Here is a 19,021-nt window from a genome sequence, read left to right as displayed (position 1 = left end):
CCAGCCTAGGCCTGATAATCGTTCATGACCTCGTCTACCGAACGGGCTTCGGGAAAGAAACTGACCAGCTTGACCAGGATGCCTTCGACTACGGCGTCGGGGCAGGAGGCTCCGCAGGTGAGCAGCACCGTAATGGGTCGATCTGCCGAAAGGTAGTCTTCCGTAACAACTTCCTGCTTAGTGTGGAGATCAAAATGACGAATCAGCGAGTCTGACAGAATTTTCTGCTCCGATTCGATAAAATACGTAGGGAGCTGTTCTTCGCATAGTTCGACAATGTGCGACGTATTCGAGCTGTTGTAGCCACCAGCCACCACGGCAAAATTGGCCGGGTAGGTTAGCAGGGCATACGTAGCGTCCTGGTTGTCATTGGTGGCGTAGCAGAGGGTATCGCGGGTATTGGCAAACCGTTCGTCAACCTGATCGGGTGTCAGGCTGTACGTCTGAATCATCACCTGTTTCAAGTAATCGGCTATTCCCTGCGTATCAGATGCCAGCATGGTGGTCTGGTTCACCACCCCAATGCGCTGCAAATCACGACTCGGATCGAATTCATCGGAATACTGTCCGGCAAATTCAGTAAAAAACTGGTCGCGGGGGAGTTCGCCGGTGATGTATTTAGCCAGTCGTTGAGCCTGAGCCATGTTTTTAACCACCACGGTCGGCGCACCTTCTTTGCTGTGCGAAAACGTAGCCCGGGTTTCCTCATGCGATGGTTTGCCATGCACAACCACCGTATAATTTTTCTGACCAATCTGGCTGGCTTTGTTCCATACCTTCTCGACAAACGGGCAGGTGGTATCGTATTTTTCAATATCCAGCCCAATGGCGGCCAGTTGCTGCTGCGTTTCCAGCGTAGTGCCAAACGCCGGGATGATGACCACATCCTCGGGCGACAACTCGGACCAGGGCGTAAGCTGACGACCAGACGTATCCATCAGAAAGCGAACCCCACGGCTCTGCAAATCGGCATTGACGTCGGGGTTGTGAATCATTTCGCTCAGCAGAAAAATTCGCTTTCCCGGATTTTCGGCAATGGCTTTGTAGGCAATTTCCACGGCGTTCTCTACGCCGTAGCAAAAGCCAAAATGGCGGGCGATGTAAAACCGGATCGGGCCGAAATCAAGCAACGTTGGCGTAAAGTCGCGCTTCAGTTTATCGCGTTTCCGCCGGAATTCCTTGAGGGGCGTTATGATGCTGCTACGGTAGTATTCTGGGATATTGAATGATTTCATGGAGCCGGCCGTCAGTCAGTATGCTGATGTGTGACTATCAACGGACAAAGGTACGTCTATCTACTCAACAAAGTCGTTTTTGGCTTTGTTCAACTTCACAGAATAACCTGTTAACTCATGCCCAGGCGATTGTTGAAATATAAGAATTACGATGTACATGCGATAACGACCGTAGCCGGCAATCGGCGGAATGCCAACATTGTTACCTGGCTTACGCAAACCGCCATGGGTGGGAAGGTGGTAGCGGTGGCGCTCTACAAAGTGGACTACACCATCGAACTGGTTCGGGAAAGCGGCCTGCTTACCATCAATCTGCTGTCGACGGAGCAGACCAGTCTGATCAGAAAGCTGGGGCAGCAATCGGGGCGGGACCATGATAAATTTAAGCGGCTGCCTTATGCGCTGGACGAACGCGGGTGTCCGTATCTGACGGAAGCCATCGGCTACGTTCAGTGCAACGTACTTCATAGCACCGACGCCGGCGACCATGAACTGTTTATTTGCGAGGTCCTGAAACAGCATGTACTAAACCCCGATAAGACCGTGATGACGTATCAGTTTTTGAAAGAAAAGAAGCTGGTGAGAGGGTGATTACAATTCCAGCAGGTGCCCCAGAATGTCATCCAGATATTCGCGGGAGTTTGCCAGTCGGGGCACTTTGTGCTGGCCACCCAGTTTACCTTTGTGCTTCATCCAGCCGTAGAACGTACCGCGCGGTACAACGTGAACGATCGGTCGTTTCAGCACCATATCGTTGTAGCGTTTGGCGTCATAGTCCGAATTGACTTCGCGGAGCGTTTCGTCGAGTAGTTGATTGAAGCGCTGCTGGTTGTCGGGCTCCTGCGAAAATTCAATGATCCATTCGTGGCGGCCATTCGTTCCGTTGCTCATATAGACCGGCCCGGCGGTATAGTCGGCAATGACAGCGCCGGTGGCTTCACTGGCGCGGGTCACGGCGATTTCGGCGTTTTCGACAATCACTTCCTCCCCGAAGGCATTGATGAAGTGTTTGGTTCGTCCGCTGACTTTGAGCCGGTGAGGATAAAGCGAGGTAAACCGAACCGTATCGCCAACCTGATAGCGCCACAGGCCGCCATTGGTTGAGACTACCAGTGCATAATTCTTGTTCAGCTCGACCTCTTCGATCGTCAGTGCTTTAGGAAAAGGCTGGTTGGCTTCTTCCATAGGCACAAATTCGTAGAAAATACCGTAATCGAGCATGAGCAGCATTTCGCCTATGCGCGACAGATCGTCCTGAATAGCAAAGAACCCTTCCGATGCGTTATAGACTTCAAGGTAACGGACACTGGACGAGGGAAATACCTGCTGCCGGAACAAATCACGATACGGTTGGAAATTAACCGCCCCGTGAATGAACACTTCAAAGTTGGGCCATACTTCCAGAATATTCGATTTGCCGGTACGGGCAAGGATTTTATCCAGCAACACCAGCGCCCAGGTCGGTACACCGAGGATACTCGTTACGTTCTCCTGCGAGGTTACCTCGGCCATGCGCTCCATCTTGGCTTCCCATTCGCTCATGAGTGCAACGTCGAGCGATGGCGTACGGATGTATTGCGCCCAGCTCGGCAGGTTTTTCATGACAACCGCCGATACGTCGCCGACAACACCATCGGAACTGAACGGATTTTCGTGGAGACTGCCACCAATGGACAATCCCTTACCTTCGAAGGTACGGCTGTCGGGGTTGTTGGCAATGTACATTGCCATCAGGTCTTTGCCGCCTTTGAAATGCGCTTCGTCCAGAGATTCGGATGTAACGGGAATAAACTTGCTGCGGGCGTTGGTAGTCCCTGATGATTTAGAGAACCAACGTACCGGAGACGGCCAGAGTACGTTACTCTCGCCTTTCATAACCCGTTCAATGTAAGGAAACAGGTCTTCGTACGACGAAACAGGTACTCGTTGCTGAAAATCCCGGACCGTTTGTATGGAGTTGTAATGATGCCGACGCCCCCATTCAGTACGACGCCCCCGCCTGATGAGCTGGTTAAACACCCGCTGCTGCACCTCGCCCGGGTGCTTCTTCATGGCCTCAATGCGCGGCAGACGTCGTTCGAGGAGCCATTTAAGCGTGGTGTTGAGCAAAGTCATACTTTAATTTACGGACAATGCCGGACGTTGGTGTCGTATTACCTAAGAAACTTACGATTATACCGGATGTTTTACAAACTTTTTGCTCGGTCAGGATAATCCGTGATCAGTCCATCAACCCCCCAGCCCTTCAACCGCTTCATGTCGTCGGGGTCATTAACCGTCCAGGGAATCACCCGCATGCCTTGTTCCTGAAGCTTGGCAACCTTATCCTGACTAAGCAGCTTAAAGTAAGGGCTATAAATATCAGGTTTAAATCCCAACTCTTCCATGTTGTGTTCTGGGCTGCGCAGGTTCTGAACCAGAGCCGCCAGACGTACTTTAGGATACTTGCCGGCGTCGATCTGTTGTTTGTAGTGACGAAGCACCGCAAAGTCGAAGCTTTGAATAACAATCCGATCGGGGCTTACGCGTTTGGCCAGTACAGCCTGAACCAGATCAGCAAAGGGTGCCGGCTCGGGCTGACTCACGTTGTATTCGGAGGGCTCGCTTTTTAATTCGATATTATACGAAAAAGAAGGCAGTTGTTTTTGCTTGCGATACGCTTCAACCTGATCAATCACTTCGCTCAGCAGCGGCTTATGGGTCTTCAATTTCTGCTGCTCAGGATAGGCTGGATTACCGTTTGAGCCCACGTCGTACTGTTTAATGTCGGCGTAGTTCATCTGATACAGATTCAGGGTTTTCTGTTCGCTTTTGCTCACGGGCGTACCATCGGGTTTGATAGCAAAAGCCGCGTTGAAGTAAGGTTCGTGGGAAACAACCACCTGACGGTCTTTGCTGATCACTACGTCCAGTTCGAGGGTAGTAACGCCAAGATCAAGGGCTTTCAAAAAAGCAGGTACCGTATTTTCCGGCATCAGGCCCCGGCATCCGCGGTGACCCTGAAGATCAAACGGGGCTGGAGCACCAGACTGATTGACGTGAACCTGAGCAAAAGCAAGTAATAAAACCAGGGCAGAAACGTAGTACATTGGACATTAAGCGGAGTTTATCCCAAAAGTAAGAAAAGGATCGATTTGGTATTGTTACGTTTGTGCGAAGCCGGGTTTCTGTAAATCAACATAGGACGAAACGCATAATTTTTATTTACGAATTACAATTTGCTTTTTTACAATTCTAACCCGTAGCTGTTCTTAATCTACGAATGAAGTATTTCAAAGCTGCACTGTCGCTTACCATAACCTTAGTAATTGTCTGGGCTTTAAACCGCCCGTGGGGAAGCATTCCAGCCTTTGGTCCTTTGTTAAGCCCGTTTGTTGGGTTCTGGCAGAACGCCGAACCAGCGGCATCGCCTGATGAAACGCTTGACATTAACGGAACCCGTGCACCCATCACCGTGCTGTTCGATGACCTTGGAATTCCGCACGTATTTGCGCAAAACGATTACGACGCGTACTTCGCTCAGGGATATCTGACGGCTCGTGACCGGTTGTGGCAGATGGAATTTCAAACCCATGCCGCAGCGGGCCGGCTGTCCGAAATTGTGGGCGAACGGGCGCTGGACTTTGATCGATACAACCGGCGACTAGGGCTAGGCTATGGTGCCGAAAAGGCCGTACAGACCATGATGGTCAATCCAACGTCCCGCCAGATTGTCGAAGCGTACACGGCCGGAATAAACGCCTGGATCAGTCAACTAACGCCTGCCGATTACCCCATTGAGTACAAGCTGCTTGGGTACGCTCCCGAGCCCTGGGCTCCGATCAAGTGTGCCTACTTGCTCAAGCAGATGACCAGCACGCTCGCCAGCGGTGCCGATGACCTGGAGATGACTAACATTCTCCGCAAGTTTGGACCGGCTATCACGGCCGATCTGTTCCCCAGTTACCCGACGCGCGAAGATCCAATCATTCCACCCGGCACGAAGTGGGACTTTGCTGCGCTGCCTTTACCAAAACCACCAGCCGACAGCGGCCGGTTGCTCGATCAAACGGCTTCCCGCTTTGACGTACATATCCCAAGGCCGAACCGGGAGATTGGCAGTAATAACTGGGCTGTTGGCGCTCAGAAGTCAGCTACCGGCTATCCAATTCTTGCGAACGATCCGCACCTGGGCTTAAGTCTGCCGTCGATCTGGTACCAGATTCAACTCGTTACGCCTACCATGAACGTGTATGGCGCATCGCTGCCTGGTGCTCCCGGCGTAGTAATTGGGTTTAATAAAGATGTTGCCTGGGGGGTAACGAATGTGGGGGCCGACATACTCGATTTCTACACCGTCCGCTTCAAGGACGCAAGCCGACAGGCGTATTGGCACGACGGCCAGTGGAAGCCCGTCCGCCAACGTATTGAAGTAATCAAGGTGAAGGGTAAACCCGTGGTACAGGATACAGTATTGTATACGCATCACGGCCCTGTTGTCTACTCGCCGAATACCCAACCCTTCCGCGGAAACATCCCGGTTGGACACGCGGCCCGCTGGGTAGCTCATGAGCCCGCCAATGATCTGATGTGTTTTTATCACCTGAACCGGGCCAAAACCTACGATGATTATACCAAAGCGCTGGCACAGTACGCGGCTCCGGCACAGAATTTCGTGTTCGCCAGTAACCAGAAAGACATTGCCATTTCGCCAAATGGGTACTTTCCACTGAAATATAAAAACCAGGGTAAATTCATACTTGATGGCACGAACCCGGCTGACGACTGGCACGGCCGAATTCCCCCGGATCAGAATCCACGGGTAAAGAACCCCCCGCGTGGGTTTGTCAGCTCGGCCAATCAGTCATCGACCGATCCGAGTTATCCGTACTACATCAACTGGGAGTTTGCGCCATCAGAACGGGGCCGGCGGATTAACCAGCGGCTATCGGCCATGCAGCGTGCAACGGTCGACAGCCTGCGGCAATTACAGAACGACAATTACAATTTGAAAGCCGCGGATGCTCTGCCCATTTGCCTGCCGTTGCTGAAAGCTGATGCGCTGAACAGCAATCATCAAAAAGCCCTGGCTGTTTTGAAAACGTGGCGGCTGAATAACGACACCACCGAAATCGGCCCGACTATATTTAATGAGTGGATGAACCGGCTCATGCAAACCGTCTGGAACGATGAGTTTGGCGGCAACGATTCCGTACCCCTGCGCATGCCGTCGTTTGACCGAACTTTGACGTTGATGCAGCGCGACCCGAATGCCCGCTGGTTCGATAACGTCCGAACGCCCGCCCGTGAAAGTCTAATCGACGTAGTAACCCAGAGTTTTAGCGCAGCCTGCGACACCCTGGCAAAACAGCATGGTGCAATTGGCCGTAGCTGGGCATGGGGGCCGCACAAGGGCACTGACATTCGTCACCTGTTACCCGGGCTTGATGCTTTCAGCGTATTGAACCTGAACGTAGGCGGAGGAAGCGGCATTGTCAATGCAACCAGCGAACGCTGGGGGCCGTCGTGGCGAATGGTTGTTGCACTGGGGCCGCAGCCTAAAGCATACGGCTTATACCCAGGCGGCCAGTCTGGCAATCCCGGTAGCCCACTGTACCAAAATATGATTGAGAAGTGGGCAAAAGGTGAACTTTATGAACTTCTTTATCTTCAGTCGCCAACGGATGCTCATAAGCGGCTGGTGAAAAAACTAACCCTTAATTAAGGCCCTACAAATACAATGATACAGTTTCTGCTTATCGCTCTGCTTAGTTTGCTGGCTCAGTTTCTGCTGCCCTGGTGGAGTCTGGCGCTGGTAGCATTTCTGGTATGTCTGACTACCCGATCAAAGGCCTTATCGGCGTTTGGAGCCGGTTTTTTTGGCGTTGCCCTCGTTTGGCTCATCTACGCATTAGTCGTTCAATTTCGTACAGACGGTGTTTTGACGGGGCGAATGAGCGAGCTGTTAGTAAAAGCTAATCAGCCGGCGCTGCTGATCGGGGTGACAGTGCTGCTGGGCGGAGTAGTGGGCGGATTAGCCGGGCTGTCTGGTTATTACGTTCGTCAGGCGGTTCAAAATCAGGGCCGCATACACCCCGCCGAATAACTAAATCCTATACCTTTGTAGGATAAACTGTAACTAACTAATTATTTTCTCGTGAAGAATGCCTCATTAGTGCTGAACGTAATTTTAGCAATCGCAGTAGCCGTATTGTACTACCTTCATTTTAACGATCGGAAAACTGAGACCCAGCCGGTTGCTGCACCTGCCGAAGCAAAAGGTAAGGAAATCGTGTACGTGAACGTTGACTCCCTGCTGACTAAATACGATTATTTCAAAGACACTCAAAAAGTACTGGAAAGCAAGCGCTTCCAGTTAGAGAACGATCTGGCTACCAAAGGCCGTAATCTTCAGAACAAAGTAGCGTTCTTTCAGCAGCGCGCCCAGACGATGACGATGGAGCAGGGCCGTGCTACAGAAGCCTCTTTGCAGAAAGAGCAGCAGGATCTGTTGGCGTATCGTGAGCGGGCAGCCCAGAACCTTGCCGTTGAAGAGCAGAAAAAGAACCAGGAGCTGTACGATCAGATCTATGATTACCTCAAAAAGGTAAATGCTCAGAACAAGTATGAGTTTGTGCTGGGGTACACCAAAGGCGGTGGGATTCTTTTCGCTGATCCGTCGGCCGATGAGACCAAAAAGATTCTGGAAGGATTGAACAAAGAGTACCAGGCTAAGCAACAGCCTAAAAAGTAAGTTCATCCATTAGTCAACCTGTAAGGTTCAGCGCGTCAGGGTGTAGAGGCCGATTGGTATGCAGTTCGGCCTGCGTGATACCCCGACGCGCTGAACCTTTTTCTTGGTGTGAATTTCACCGCATCATAAACCTCCTTTCAACTTCCTGTGTTTTTGGTCGTACTTGGGTACATTTGCTCTCTTTGACCAAAATTTATGGCTTCTGCTGCGATTTCAAAACAAGTTGATATACGTAACCGCCGGGCTTCCTTCGAATACTCATTCCTGGAAACCTACACGGCGGGTATTGCGCTGACTGGTACCGAAATAAAGTCTGTCCGGCAGGGTAAGGTAAACCTCCAGGATGCCTACTGTCTTTTTCTGGGCGATGAACTGTTCATCCGGCAAATGAACATCTCCCTTTACACCGAAGGGACATACTATAATCATGAGCCCCTTCGTGATCGGAAGTTGCTGCTGACCAAGCGCGAAATGCGCCGGCTTAACGAAAAGCTGAAGGATCAGGGCCTGACAATCGTACCTGTGCGGCTTTTCACAAACGATCGTGGTTTTGCCAAGCTGGAAATCGCCCTGGCGAAAGGGAAAAAGCTGTACGATAAGCGGGAAAGCATAAAAGAGCGCGACGTCGAACGCGAAATGCAGCGGGAGCGGTATTAACGAATCTGCCTGGTTAAATCAATTTGTTAATATTTATTTCATTTCTTGCGCCCGTGTGGAAAACTCTGTAACTTGCTACAAAACAGAGGAGACTAACCGATATATGGGCAGGAAAGTATTAGTCTTAAATCAAGATTATAGTGCGCTTAGCATCTGTTCCGTTCCCAAAGCGTTTTTGCTGGTTTACCTGAACAAAGCCGAACTGGTCGCTGAATCCGAGCAATTCACGCTTCGTACTGTCAACGACGAGTTTCCCATGCCGTCGGTTATCCGCCTGCACCGCTACGTCAGCCTGCCGTACAAAGGCGTTATGCTTACCCGGCAGAATATCTTCAAGCGGGACAGTCATCGGTGCCAGTACTGTGGAACCCCCGAGGATCTTACACTCGACCACGTACTGCCAAAATCAAGGGGGGGCAAAACCAGTTGGGACAATCTGATCACCGCCTGCAAAAGGTGTAATTCGCGCAAGGGTGATTATACCCCAGAGGAAGCAAACATGAAACTACGCCAGAAACCGTTCAAACCTACGTTTCTGGTTTTTTTACGCGATTTTTCCGGCTCCCTTGAACAAAGCTGGATGCCATTTTTAAGCAAACGCGAGAAGGTGTTTGATTAGAAAGGAGTAAAGTAGAAAAGAAGGAGGGAAGAAACAGGAAACGCCAACCCGGCAACTTCCTGTTTCTTCCCTCCTTCTTTTATCCCTTCCCCCTTGATTCTCTGTAAATTTCGGTGTTCAGAAACTTTTTTGGCTGAAAGATTGCTTACCTTTGCAATCCTTTTTGGAAACATAATTTTCACAAACCTCAAAAGTCAGCCCGCCATTGACCCACGGGCTGATGTACCGAGTGGGTCAGGAAACATTTTTTTATGAGCAAAACGCAGAAACGCGAACTGCCGGATTTTGATTGGGACCGGGCAGACAACAAAGGATTTGGTAGCGGGTATTCGGCTGACGAGCGCAGCCGGATGGAGCAACTCTACGACAACACCCTGTCGCAGGTTAACGAGAAGGAAGTGGTGACGGGTACGGTGGTTGGGATCACAGACCGCGAGGTTATCCTGAACATCGGTTTCAAATCGGACGGGTTGGTACCGGTATCAGAATTCCGTGATATGCCGGACCTGAAAATGGGTGATGAGATTGAAGTTTACGTAGAAAATCAGGAAGACCCGAATGGCCAGCTGGTGCTTTCGCGCAAAAAAGCGAAGGTAATTACCGCCTGGCAGAAAATTCAGAAGGCTCTCGACGAAGACCTCGTTATCGACGGCTTTGTGAAGCGCCGGACCAAGGGTGGTCTGATTGTAGATATTTACAGCATTGAAGCCTTCTTGCCAGGTTCGCAAATCGACGTGAAGCCGATTCGCGACTTTGACATTTTTGTCGGCAAGAAAATGGAAGTGAAGGTTGTCAAGATCAATTATGCAAACGACAACGTAGTCGTGTCGCACAAAGTCTTGATCGAGAAAGACCTTGAAGCACAACGCGCCCAGATCCTGAACAACCTCGAGAAAGGTCAGGTATTGGAAGGTGTGATCAAGAACATGACCAACTTTGGGGTGTTCATCGATCTTGGTGGTGTAGATGGTCTGCTGCACATCACGGATATTTCGTGGGGTCGTATCAACCACCCGTCAGAAGTTCTGCACCTCGATCAGAAAGTAAACGTAGTTGTTCTGGACTTTGACGAGGACAAAAAGCGGATTTCACTGGGTATGAAACAACTGCAGGCTCATCCATGGGATGCCCTGTCGGAAGAGATCCAGGTGGGTTCACGCGTGAAAGGCAAGATCGTCAACGTAGCCGACTACGGTGCATTCCTCGAAATCATGCCGGGTGTCGAAGGGCTGATCCACGTTTCAGAAATGTCGTGGTCGCAACATCTGCGCAACCCGCAGGAATTCCTGAAAGTAGGTGATGAAGTCGAAGCCGTTGTTCTGACGCTGGATCGCAACGATCGTAAGATGTCACTGGGCATCAAGCAACTGACCGAAGATCCCTGGACGCGTCCTGAACTTCGGGCTAAATACGCAGTGGGAACTCGCCACAAAGGAGTTGTGCGTAACCTGACCAACTTCGGTCTGTTCCTCGAACTGGAAGAAGGGATCGATGGCCTGGTACACGTATCTGACCTGTCATGGACCAAAAAGATCAAGCATCCGTCAGACTTCATCAAGGTAGGTGAAGACCTGGAAGTAGTGGTGCTTGAACTGGACGTTGAAAACCGTCGTCTGGCGCTTGGCCACAAGCAGCTGGAGGAAAATCCGTGGGATACGTTCGAAACCTTATTCGCGGTTGGAACGATTCACCGTTGCACAATCCTGAGCAAGACCGACAAGATGGCGACGCTGGAACTGCCGTATGGCATTGAAGGCTTCTCATCGCTGAAGAATCTGGCGAAGGAAGACGGTACGCTGGCTGAAGTAGGCGAAAACCTGGACTTCAAAGTGACCGAGTTCTCAAAAGAAGAGAAGCGGATCATGCTGTCGCACACGAAAACGTGGCAGGAAAAGAATGAACCCGCGAAGGAGCAAAAGCCGAAAGCGGGATCGTCTGCCAAGCCGACACAGAGTCAGCCTGAACGCGGTGCTACATTGGGAGACCTGGATGCACTGGCTGCATTGAAAGAGCAAATGGAAGGCCGTAACTAACACAGCCTATTCATTACTATATGAACACCCCACTTTAGACAAAGTGGGGTGTTCTGCTTTAACGACATCATACAAGTATAAGTACTGTCGTAATTTTTACGCCAGCATCTTCACATCTATGTAATAAAATTGTATGTTTGCAGTCCCAAATTCAGGAGTCTTCATGCATTTGGGAAAAAGGTTCCGTGGCCGAGTGGCTAGGCAGAGGTCTGCAAAACCTCGTACAGCGGTTCGAATCCGCTCGGAACCTCACCCATAGTAAGCGCAACAGGTACGTTGCATACACGTATTGCCATCTGATCTACCTTTTTTATAGGTAATGAATCAGATGGCAATTTTTTTGCCTGAACATCCCATTAAACAAATAGTTATGAAATCGAAATGTGCTTAAAACGAGCCCGTAATGGGCTTACTTAGAATGTATATAAATAAAATTGAGGATTAAAAATATCTAAACCTCAATTTTTGCCTATCCAGCAATCGTGTCGTACTTTTGTGAGCCGGTAAAAAGGCATTAGTGAATATGTTGACAAACTCAATTAATATATCTTTTAAAATGAGTCGCTTATCGAAGCTTTGCGGGGCGCTATCCTTGTCTCTGGCGTTGCTGTTAGGGGGCCAGGCAGACGCGCAGGATTCGGTTGCGGCTGCAGGTGGTGGCCCTGCCGCAGCTACTCCAGCAGCCGCCAGTGGTGGCGACGCTGAAAAAGGGAAGGCATTGTTCACCAACAACTGTGCGCAGTGCCACGCCGTAACTGATGAAGTAGTGGTTGGTCCAGGCTTGAAAGGAGTTCGTCAGCGGACACCGGGTGAAGACTGGTTGATCAGGTGGATTCGTAACTCATCGGCAGTTATTGCCAGTGGGGATCCGTATGCCGTTCAGGTGTTTAACAAATACAACAAAATCCAGATGTCGAGCTTCCCGAACCTGACGGACGACGACATCAAAGGGATTCTGGCTTACGTTGATCAGGCAAGTGCTCCGGCACAAGCTTCAGTAGGCGGAGCTGGTCAGGCACAGGCTCGTGGCGGTGGTGGGGCATCTGCTGAAAACGGCGACGGTTCTGTAGGAGGTCCTTCTGAGCTTTTCACGTTTGTTCTGGTGGCACTGCTGGTAGTGATGCTGCTTGTTCTGGGTGTGTTGCTGGTGATCGTAACGATCCTGTCGCGGGCTGTTTCTCCGGTGGCTACAGGGGAGGGGGCTACAGCAGTACCTTTGGCACAGCGCCTGCGTGACGGTCTGACCAATGCGGTTAACAATTCGACAATCCGTTCGATTGTAATCTGGCTCTTCATTTTTGTGGTAACGAAAGAGTCTGTCGATGGGCTTTACAGCATCGGTATTCAACAGGGCTATGCCCCCAAGCAGCCGATTGCTTATTCACACAAGCTGCATGCCGGACAGTATAAAATCGATTGTAACTACTGCCATACAGGCGTTAACAAAGGAAAATCTGCTCATATTCCGTCAGCTAACATCTGTATGAACTGTCACGGGGTGATTAAGAAAGAGTCACCTGAGATTCAGAAGATTTACGCTGCTATCGAGCAAAATCGTCCGATTGAGTGGGTTCGTGTGCACAACCTCCCTGACTTCGCTTATTTCAACCACGCTCAGCACGTCAATGTTGGTAATGTCCAATGCCAGACGTGCCACGGCGAAATTGAAAAGATGGAAGTAGTAGAGCAGCGCTCCTCTCTGACGATGGGATGGTGTATTGACTGCCACCGTAAAACCGAGGTGAATACGAAAGACAACGCTTACTACGATAAGTTGGTTGCCCTTCACCGCAAGGAAAGCAAAGAGCCGCTTAAAGTGGCTAATATTGGTGGTTTGGAGTGTTCGAAGTGCCATTATTAATTCAGGCTCGCATAAAGGGTAATCATATCGTATCACAGCACGCATGGAAAATACAAACAAACGGTATTGGAAGGGTGTCGAGGAGTTGCGCAACGATCCAGCATTCGTAAAGAATGCTAACAGTGAGTTCGCAAATCCTGATGCAAATTCTGCTAGCGATCCGGATGGGTTGTTTGGAGGAAATACCCAACGCCGTGATTTTTTAAAAGCAATGGGCTTTAGCGTAGCCGCTGTTTCATTAGCAGCTTGCGAAGCGCCAGTGCGTAAGGCTACTACTTACTTAAATAAACCTGAACGGACTTTTCCGACAATATCTGACTACTACGCTTCTACATACGTAGATCGGGGCGATTACGCCAGCATATTGGTAGAAACCCGAGAGGGTCGGCCAATCAAAGTTGAAGGTAATCCGTCTTCATCAGTTACGTTTGGTGGAACAACCGCTCGTGCACAGGCATCTGTTTTGTCCTTGTACGACATCGATAAGCTGAACGGCCCTCGTCGCGGTGATGCTGCGATCGACTGGCCAACGGTCGATCGGGAAATCGTTAACCAGCTAAATTCGGTTGCGTCGCGGGGTGGTGCCATTCGCATAGTTTCGTCAACTGTCCTTAGCCCAACTACCAAGGCTGTTATCGCTGATTTTGTGGCCCGTTATCCGACGGCTCGCCACATCATGTACGATGCTAACTCGGCCTTTGGTATTATTCAGGCAAACCAGTTATCGTTCGGCCGCCCAGTCATTCCATCGTATGACTTCAGCCGTGCTCAAACGATTGTCAGTATCAATGCTGATTTTCTGGGTACGTGGATTGCTCCATTGGAGCACGCAAAGCCGTATGCATTGACCCGGAAAGTAGGGGCTATCGGCAATGGCAAGAAAGAAATGTCCCGGCACTATCAGTTCGAGACAGGCATGTCAATGACAGGTGCAAATGCTGACTATCGGACTGCCATCAAACCTTCGCAGGAAGGCCTGGTGGTGGCGGCACTATATAATCGGGTCGCTGCCAAATTAGGCGGTACGTCGATCAGTGCTCCGGCTGTCAACGTTGCAAACCTCGACAAAGCAGCCAATGATCTGGTTCAGGCTCGTGGTCGTGCACTGGTTGTTGCCGGCTCCAATGATCCGAACATTCAGGTTGTTGTTAATGCGCTGAATAGTCTGCTGGGTAGTTATGGTACAACAATTGATCTGAATACTCCGGTTAATTACCGCCAGGGGAACGATCAGCAGTTCAATGCCTTCGTTGATGATGTAAAGGGAGGACGAGTTGGAGCGGTCATGTTTTTTGCCGCTAACCCCGTGTATGACCATCCGCGTGGCGCCGAATTAGCTCAGGCACTACCGCGAGTGGCCTTGTCATTATCCTTTGCGGATCGGGCCGACGAAACGGCGTCACTTTGCAAGTACATTACGCCGGCTCCTCACTTCCTGGAGTGCTGGGGCGATGCTGAACCGAGACAAGGGTTCTATAGCCTCATGCAACCGGCAATCACGCATATTTTCAAGACACGTCAGTTTGAGTCCAGCCTGCTTACCTGGGCAGGTCGTCCAAATGATTACCAGACGTATCTGAAAAACTACTGGCGTACAAATTATTATCCTCAGGCAAGCGGTTTTGATTCATTTGACGCATTCTGGATCAAAGCCCTGAATGACGGTGTATTTGAGCCAAACAAAGGTCGTGCTGCGGCTGCTGGTGGGGCAACGTTCGCTGGCAACCTGGCGCAGGCTGCAACCGGTATTGCTCAGCGGTATAAGCCAACCGAGGGAATGGAGTTAGCTCTTTATGAAAGTGTTAACCTCGGAACCGGTTCAATGGCTAACAACCCATGGTTGCAGGAAGTACCCGATCCGGTTTCGAAAGCCTGCTGGGACAATTATGCGGCTGTTTCTCAAAAAACGGCCAATGATCTGGGCGTACAGCAGAATGATCTGGTAACCGTAACGGTCAATGATAAGTCTGTTGAGCTGCCGGTTCTGATTCAGCCTGGTCAGGCAGATAACACGGTTTCAATTGCCATCGGTTATGGTCGTGAGAAAGCCGGTAAGTCAGCAAACAATGTTGGTAAGAATGCTTACCCATTAGCTGGTATCGTCAATGGACACGTAGTGTTCGCTGCTTTCAATGCCAAAGTTGAAAAAGCGGGGGGCACCCATGAAATTGCTCAGACGCAGACACACGACACTGTGATGGGGCGTCGGGCTGTGGTTCAGGAGGCTAAACTTGCCGACTACCAGAAGAACCCCATGGCAGGCCGCTATCTGCCGAAAGTCGAAACGTCAGAAGGGCCGACTGACCCAACGAATATCACGTTGTGGCATGGCTACGGCAAACCGAATCATTCGTGGGGTATGGTCATTGACCTGAACTCATGTATCGGTTGTAATGCCTGCGTAGTTGGCTGTATTTCCGAAAATAACATTCAGGTAGTTGGTCGCGAAGAAGTTATTAATCGTCGCGAAATGCACTGGATTCGGATTGACCGCTACTATAGCAGCGATGCTGAAGCTGAAGATGTAAAAGGCCTGGAAACGGCTTCGGCAAATCCGGAAGTAACGTTCCAGCCGATGCTTTGCCAGCACTGCAGTAACGCACCCTGCGAAACAGTTTGTCCGGTACTGGCAACAACGCACAGCACTGAGGGCTTGAACCAGATGACGTATAACCGCTGTATCGGTACGCGTTACTGCGCCAACAACTGCCCGTACAAAGTGCGTCGCTTCAACTGGTGGAAATACTTTGACAATGATAATTTCGATTATCATTTCAATAATGACCTGGGTAAAATGGTGCTGAACCCCGACGTAACGGTTCGTTCACGGGGGGTTATCGAAAAGTGCTCGTTCTGTGTGCAGCGTATTCAGGAAGGTAAACTGACGGCTAAGAAAGAGCGTCGTCGGCCATTGCCTGACGAGATTCAAAGCGCCTGTGCACAAGCCTGCCCAACAAACGCCATCATTTTTGGGGACATGAATAACCCCGAAAGCACGATCTCCCAAATTCTGGAAAAAGAGACGACTGGCCGGGCCTTCCACGTACTGGAAGAAATTAACGTAAGACCGCAGATTTCGTACCTGACCAAGATCCGTAACAAGGACCAGGTGCCTCAGCAGGAAACTCGTCAGGAATCGCAGGTGTAGAGTAAATTTGATTAAACGACTTAATTAGAAAATTCCATGCATGTTACATCAGCCGTAAGAACTCCATTAGTCACAGGAGGCAAGACCTATGCCGACGTGACGGAGGATGTCAGCAGACAGGTAGAAGGCCGTCCTACTCGTGAATGGACGATCGCTTTTACCATCTCGGTGATTGTGCTACTCTACGGAACAGCCTGCGTGTTCTGGACCTGGTGGGAAGGACTAGGCGTCTGGGGATTGAATAAAACCATCGGCTGGGCCTGGGACATTACCAACTTCGTATGGTGGGTAGGTATCGGTCACGCTGGTACGCTTATTTCGGCGATCCTGCTGCTGTTTCGCCAAAAGTGGCGGACGGCTGTAAACCGGGCGGCTGAGGCAATGACGATCTTCGCCGTTATTTGTGCCGCCAGCTTTATCCTGATGCACATGGGCCGTCCTTGGCTGGCCTACTGGGCATTACCACTGCCGAACACCTGGGGCTCTTTGTGGGTAAACTTCAAGTCGCCCCTGGTATGGGACGTATTTGCAATCAGCACATACTTTACCGTATCACTTGTGTTCTGGTATATGGGTCTGATTCCTGACCTAGCTACCATTCGCGACCGGGCTCGTAGCAAAGTATCACGCTACATCTACGGAGCACTGTCTATGGGCTGGAATGGTTCGGCCAAGACCTGGGCTCGGTACGAATACATGAGCTTGATTCTGGCAGGTCTCTCAACTCCTCTTGTATTATCAGTACATACGATTGTAAGCTTTGACTTTGCTACGTCGGTAATCCCAGGTTGGCACACGACCATTTTCCCGCCATACTTCGTGGCAGGGGCTATCTTCTCTGGGTTTGCTATGGTGCAAAACCTGATGCTGATTATCCGGGTCGTTTTCAAACTGGAAGATTACATTACGGTTGAGCACATCGAGTCAATGAACAAGGTCATTACACTGACTGGTTCAATCGTTGGGGTAGCTTATCTGACAGAATTCTTCATTGCCTGGTATTCTCAGGTTGAGTTTGAAAGCTACGCCTTTATCAACCGGGCAACTGGTCCTTACTGGTGGGCTTACTGGGCCATGATGACCTGCAACGTAATTTCTCCGCAGCTTTTCTGGTCACGGACAATCCGTCGGAGCGTAGTATGGACGTTCACGCTGTCAGTTGTCGTAAACATCGGTATGTGGTTCGAGCGGTTTGTGATTATTGTTACCTCGCTGCACCGCGATTACCTGCCGTCGAGCTGGGCAATGTTTCATCCCACCTTGTTCGACATCAGTGACTATATCTTCTCGTTTGGTCTCTTTTTCACCTTGTTCCTGCTGTTTGCAAAGTTCCTGCCAGTAGTGAACATGGCCGAAGTAAAAGCCATCATCAAGTCTTCGTCTGAAAAGCTGCCAAAGTCAGTATCAGGTGTGGCCAAAGGTGAACGAGTGACGAACCCCGCATTTAACAAAAACGTAGAATAAACCAGTTCAAAGCAGGCAGTCTGTTAGTAAAAGTAAGCAAACTGCCTGCTGCAAACCCTAAGTGATAAACACTGAATATGGCAGATGTGAACGGTAACGGTAAGTTCCTGGTCGGCATTTATGATGATGACGACGTAGTACTGAAGGCCGTAAAAGATGTAAAACAGGCAGGTGTGCGGATTCATGAAGTTTACACACCTTTTCCCATTCACGGACTTGATGTTGCCTTAGGTCATCCTCGTTCTCGTTTGGGTATTGCTGCCTTCTTATTTGCTTTGTCTGGAACAACTACGGCGTTATTGTTAACTGCATACACCGAAGGGTTCGACTGGCCAATGATTGTGGGCGGTAAAGACTCTTATTCATTCCCGGTTTACATACCGGTTATCTTCGAGTTAACGGTACTGTTTTGTGCACTTGGGATGGTGGGAACATTCCTGGTTTCCAACGGTCTCGGGCCAACGGTGAAACCGTTGATGTTTGATCTGAGAACCACCGATAACAAGTTTGCAATGGCTATCGACTTAAGCAAGAACAAGCTTGCTGAAGGAGACATAGAGCAGCTTTTAAGAAGCTCAGGAGCAGCCGAAGTAAACGTCAAACAGTTTTAATCAAGATTAACAATGATCACCAAGCATACGGGCGTAACAGCGATAGTGCTCATCGGGTTGTTAGTTGGCGGAACTGCCTGCAAACGTGACCATGATGATACCGGGCTGGAATTTGCTCCTCAGATGTATGATCCGGTTGCCTACGAGCCGTATAAGCAGGTTCGAACCAACGCTGTAAATCCAACTGGATTGAATATGCGGGAACCGGCTCGTGGTACAGTGTCTCGTCCGAACTATCATATAAGATACGGTGAAAGCGACACGACCACAGTGGATTTGATGATTTACAATATCCCTAAAGACAGCATTGCGCTGGCTGAACGGGTTTTAACTAACCCTATTCCTGAGACAGAACGAACTCTGGAGGAAGGAAAGCTGCTCTATGGCCGTTATTGCATCCATTGCCATGGCGAAGGAGGTAAAGGGGATGGTCTGGTAGGTAAGGAGTACAAAGGGGTACCCAGTTACTCGGCCGATGCATACAAGAGCATGAATGACGGACATATTTTCCACGTAATCACGCACGGAAAAGGTCGTATGTGGCCCCACGGTTCACAAATGACTCCGGAGGAGCGGTGGAAGATTGTTCAATACGTTCACAAATTACAACAAGGATAATCTTTCAGACAGTTGATTCCATAATCCTGTATGTGATCTAAT

The 19,021-nt window shown here is 50.1% G+C and carries 15 protein-coding genes and 1 tRNA gene; 13 read left to right on the top strand and 3 right to left on the bottom strand.

The window, feature by feature from the left end:
* Positions 1–5: 5 nt before the first annotated feature.
* Positions 6–1,235 (bottom strand): 4-hydroxy-3-methylbut-2-enyl diphosphate reductase, encoded by a 1,230-nt coding sequence (locus DYU11_RS04835; protein ID WP_119666475.1) that lies wholly within the window; start codon positions 1,233–1,235, stop codon positions 6–8.
* 117 nt (positions 1,236–1,352) lie between these two features.
* Between DYU11_RS04835 and DYU11_RS04830 the strand changes: the two genes are divergently transcribed.
* Positions 1,353–1,826 (top strand): flavin reductase family protein, encoded by a 474-nt coding sequence (locus DYU11_RS04830; RefSeq protein ID WP_119666474.1) that lies wholly within the window; start codon positions 1,353–1,355, stop codon positions 1,824–1,826.
* Here the strand turns inward: DYU11_RS04830 and DYU11_RS04825 are convergent, their stop codons facing one another.
* Positions 1,827–3,350 (bottom strand): GH3 auxin-responsive promoter family protein, encoded by a 1,524-nt coding sequence (locus DYU11_RS04825; RefSeq protein ID WP_119666473.1) that lies wholly within the window; start codon positions 3,348–3,350, stop codon positions 1,827–1,829.
* A gap of 71 nt (positions 3,351–3,421) precedes the next feature.
* Positions 3,422–4,324: a glycerophosphodiester phosphodiesterase family protein gene (locus tag DYU11_RS04820; protein WP_119666472.1), complete on the bottom strand. Its 903-nt coding sequence runs from the start codon at positions 4,322–4,324 to the stop codon at positions 3,422–3,424.
* A gap of 173 nt (positions 4,325–4,497) precedes the next feature.
* On the opposite strand from DYU11_RS04820, the gene DYU11_RS04815 reads away from it, so the two are divergent.
* From DYU11_RS04815 to DYU11_RS04755, 12 genes are all read left to right on the top strand, one after another.
* Positions 4,498–6,939 (top strand): penicillin acylase family protein, encoded by a 2,442-nt coding sequence (locus DYU11_RS04815; protein WP_119666471.1) that lies wholly within the window; start codon positions 4,498–4,500, stop codon positions 6,937–6,939.
* Positions 6,940–6,954: 15 nt separating this feature from the next.
* The gene (locus DYU11_RS04810) at positions 6,955–7,320 is read left to right on the top strand and encodes a hypothetical protein (protein WP_119666470.1); all 366 of its coding nucleotides are present in this window, start codon (positions 6,955–6,957) and stop codon (positions 7,318–7,320) included.
* A 51-nt stretch (positions 7,321–7,371) separates the two neighbouring features.
* A complete protein-coding gene (locus DYU11_RS04805) occupies positions 7,372–7,968 on the top strand; it encodes an OmpH/Skp family outer membrane protein (protein ID WP_119666469.1) in 597 nt (198 codons plus the stop codon).
* A gap of 195 nt (positions 7,969–8,163) precedes the next feature.
* A complete protein-coding gene (gene smpB, locus DYU11_RS04800) occupies positions 8,164–8,625 on the top strand; it encodes an SsrA-binding protein SmpB (RefSeq protein WP_119666468.1) in 462 nt (153 codons plus the stop codon).
* 103 nt (positions 8,626–8,728) lie between these two features.
* The gene (locus tag DYU11_RS04795) at positions 8,729–9,244 is read left to right on the top strand and encodes an HNH endonuclease (protein ID WP_119666467.1); all 516 of its coding nucleotides are present in this window, start codon (positions 8,729–8,731) and stop codon (positions 9,242–9,244) included.
* 251 nt (positions 9,245–9,495) lie between these two features.
* On the top strand, positions 9,496–11,277 hold the full coding sequence (gene rpsA, locus DYU11_RS04785; protein ID WP_119666465.1) for a 30S ribosomal protein S1: 1,782 nt from the start codon (positions 9,496–9,498) through the stop codon (positions 11,275–11,277).
* Between the two features lie 179 nt (positions 11,278–11,456).
* A tRNA-Cys gene (locus DYU11_RS04780) sits at positions 11,457–11,527 on the top strand.
* 273 nt (positions 11,528–11,800) lie between these two features.
* Positions 11,801–13,138 carry a c-type cytochrome gene (locus tag DYU11_RS04775; protein ID WP_119666464.1) on the top strand — a complete coding sequence of 446 codons (1,338 nt, stop codon included), beginning with the start codon at positions 11,801–11,803 and terminating at the stop codon, positions 13,136–13,138.
* Positions 13,139–13,181: 43 nt separating this feature from the next.
* Positions 13,182–16,286 (top strand): TAT-variant-translocated molybdopterin oxidoreductase, encoded by a 3,105-nt coding sequence (locus DYU11_RS04770; protein WP_119666463.1) that lies wholly within the window; start codon positions 13,182–13,184, stop codon positions 16,284–16,286.
* Positions 16,287–16,322: 36 nt separating this feature from the next.
* Positions 16,323–17,750 (top strand): NrfD/PsrC family molybdoenzyme membrane anchor subunit, encoded by a 1,428-nt coding sequence (nrfD, locus tag DYU11_RS04765; RefSeq protein ID WP_119666462.1) that lies wholly within the window; start codon positions 16,323–16,325, stop codon positions 17,748–17,750.
* 77 nt (positions 17,751–17,827) lie between these two features.
* Entirely contained in the window at positions 17,828–18,361 is a 534-nt protein-coding gene (locus DYU11_RS04760; RefSeq protein ID WP_119666461.1) for a DUF3341 domain-containing protein, read from the top strand.
* Positions 18,362–18,373: 12 nt separating this feature from the next.
* On the top strand, positions 18,374–18,979 hold the full coding sequence (locus DYU11_RS04755) for a c-type cytochrome (RefSeq protein WP_119666460.1): 606 nt from the start codon (positions 18,374–18,376) through the stop codon (positions 18,977–18,979).
* The last annotated feature ends 42 nt before the right edge of the window (positions 18,980–19,021 follow it).

Origin of the sequence: Fibrisoma montanum, from assembly GCF_003583365.1 — a bacterium.
GTDB classification, from domain to species: Bacteria; Bacteroidota; Bacteroidia; order Cytophagales; family Spirosomataceae; genus Fibrisoma; species Fibrisoma montanum.
This window is presented reverse-complemented; position numbering and strand designations above follow the sequence as displayed.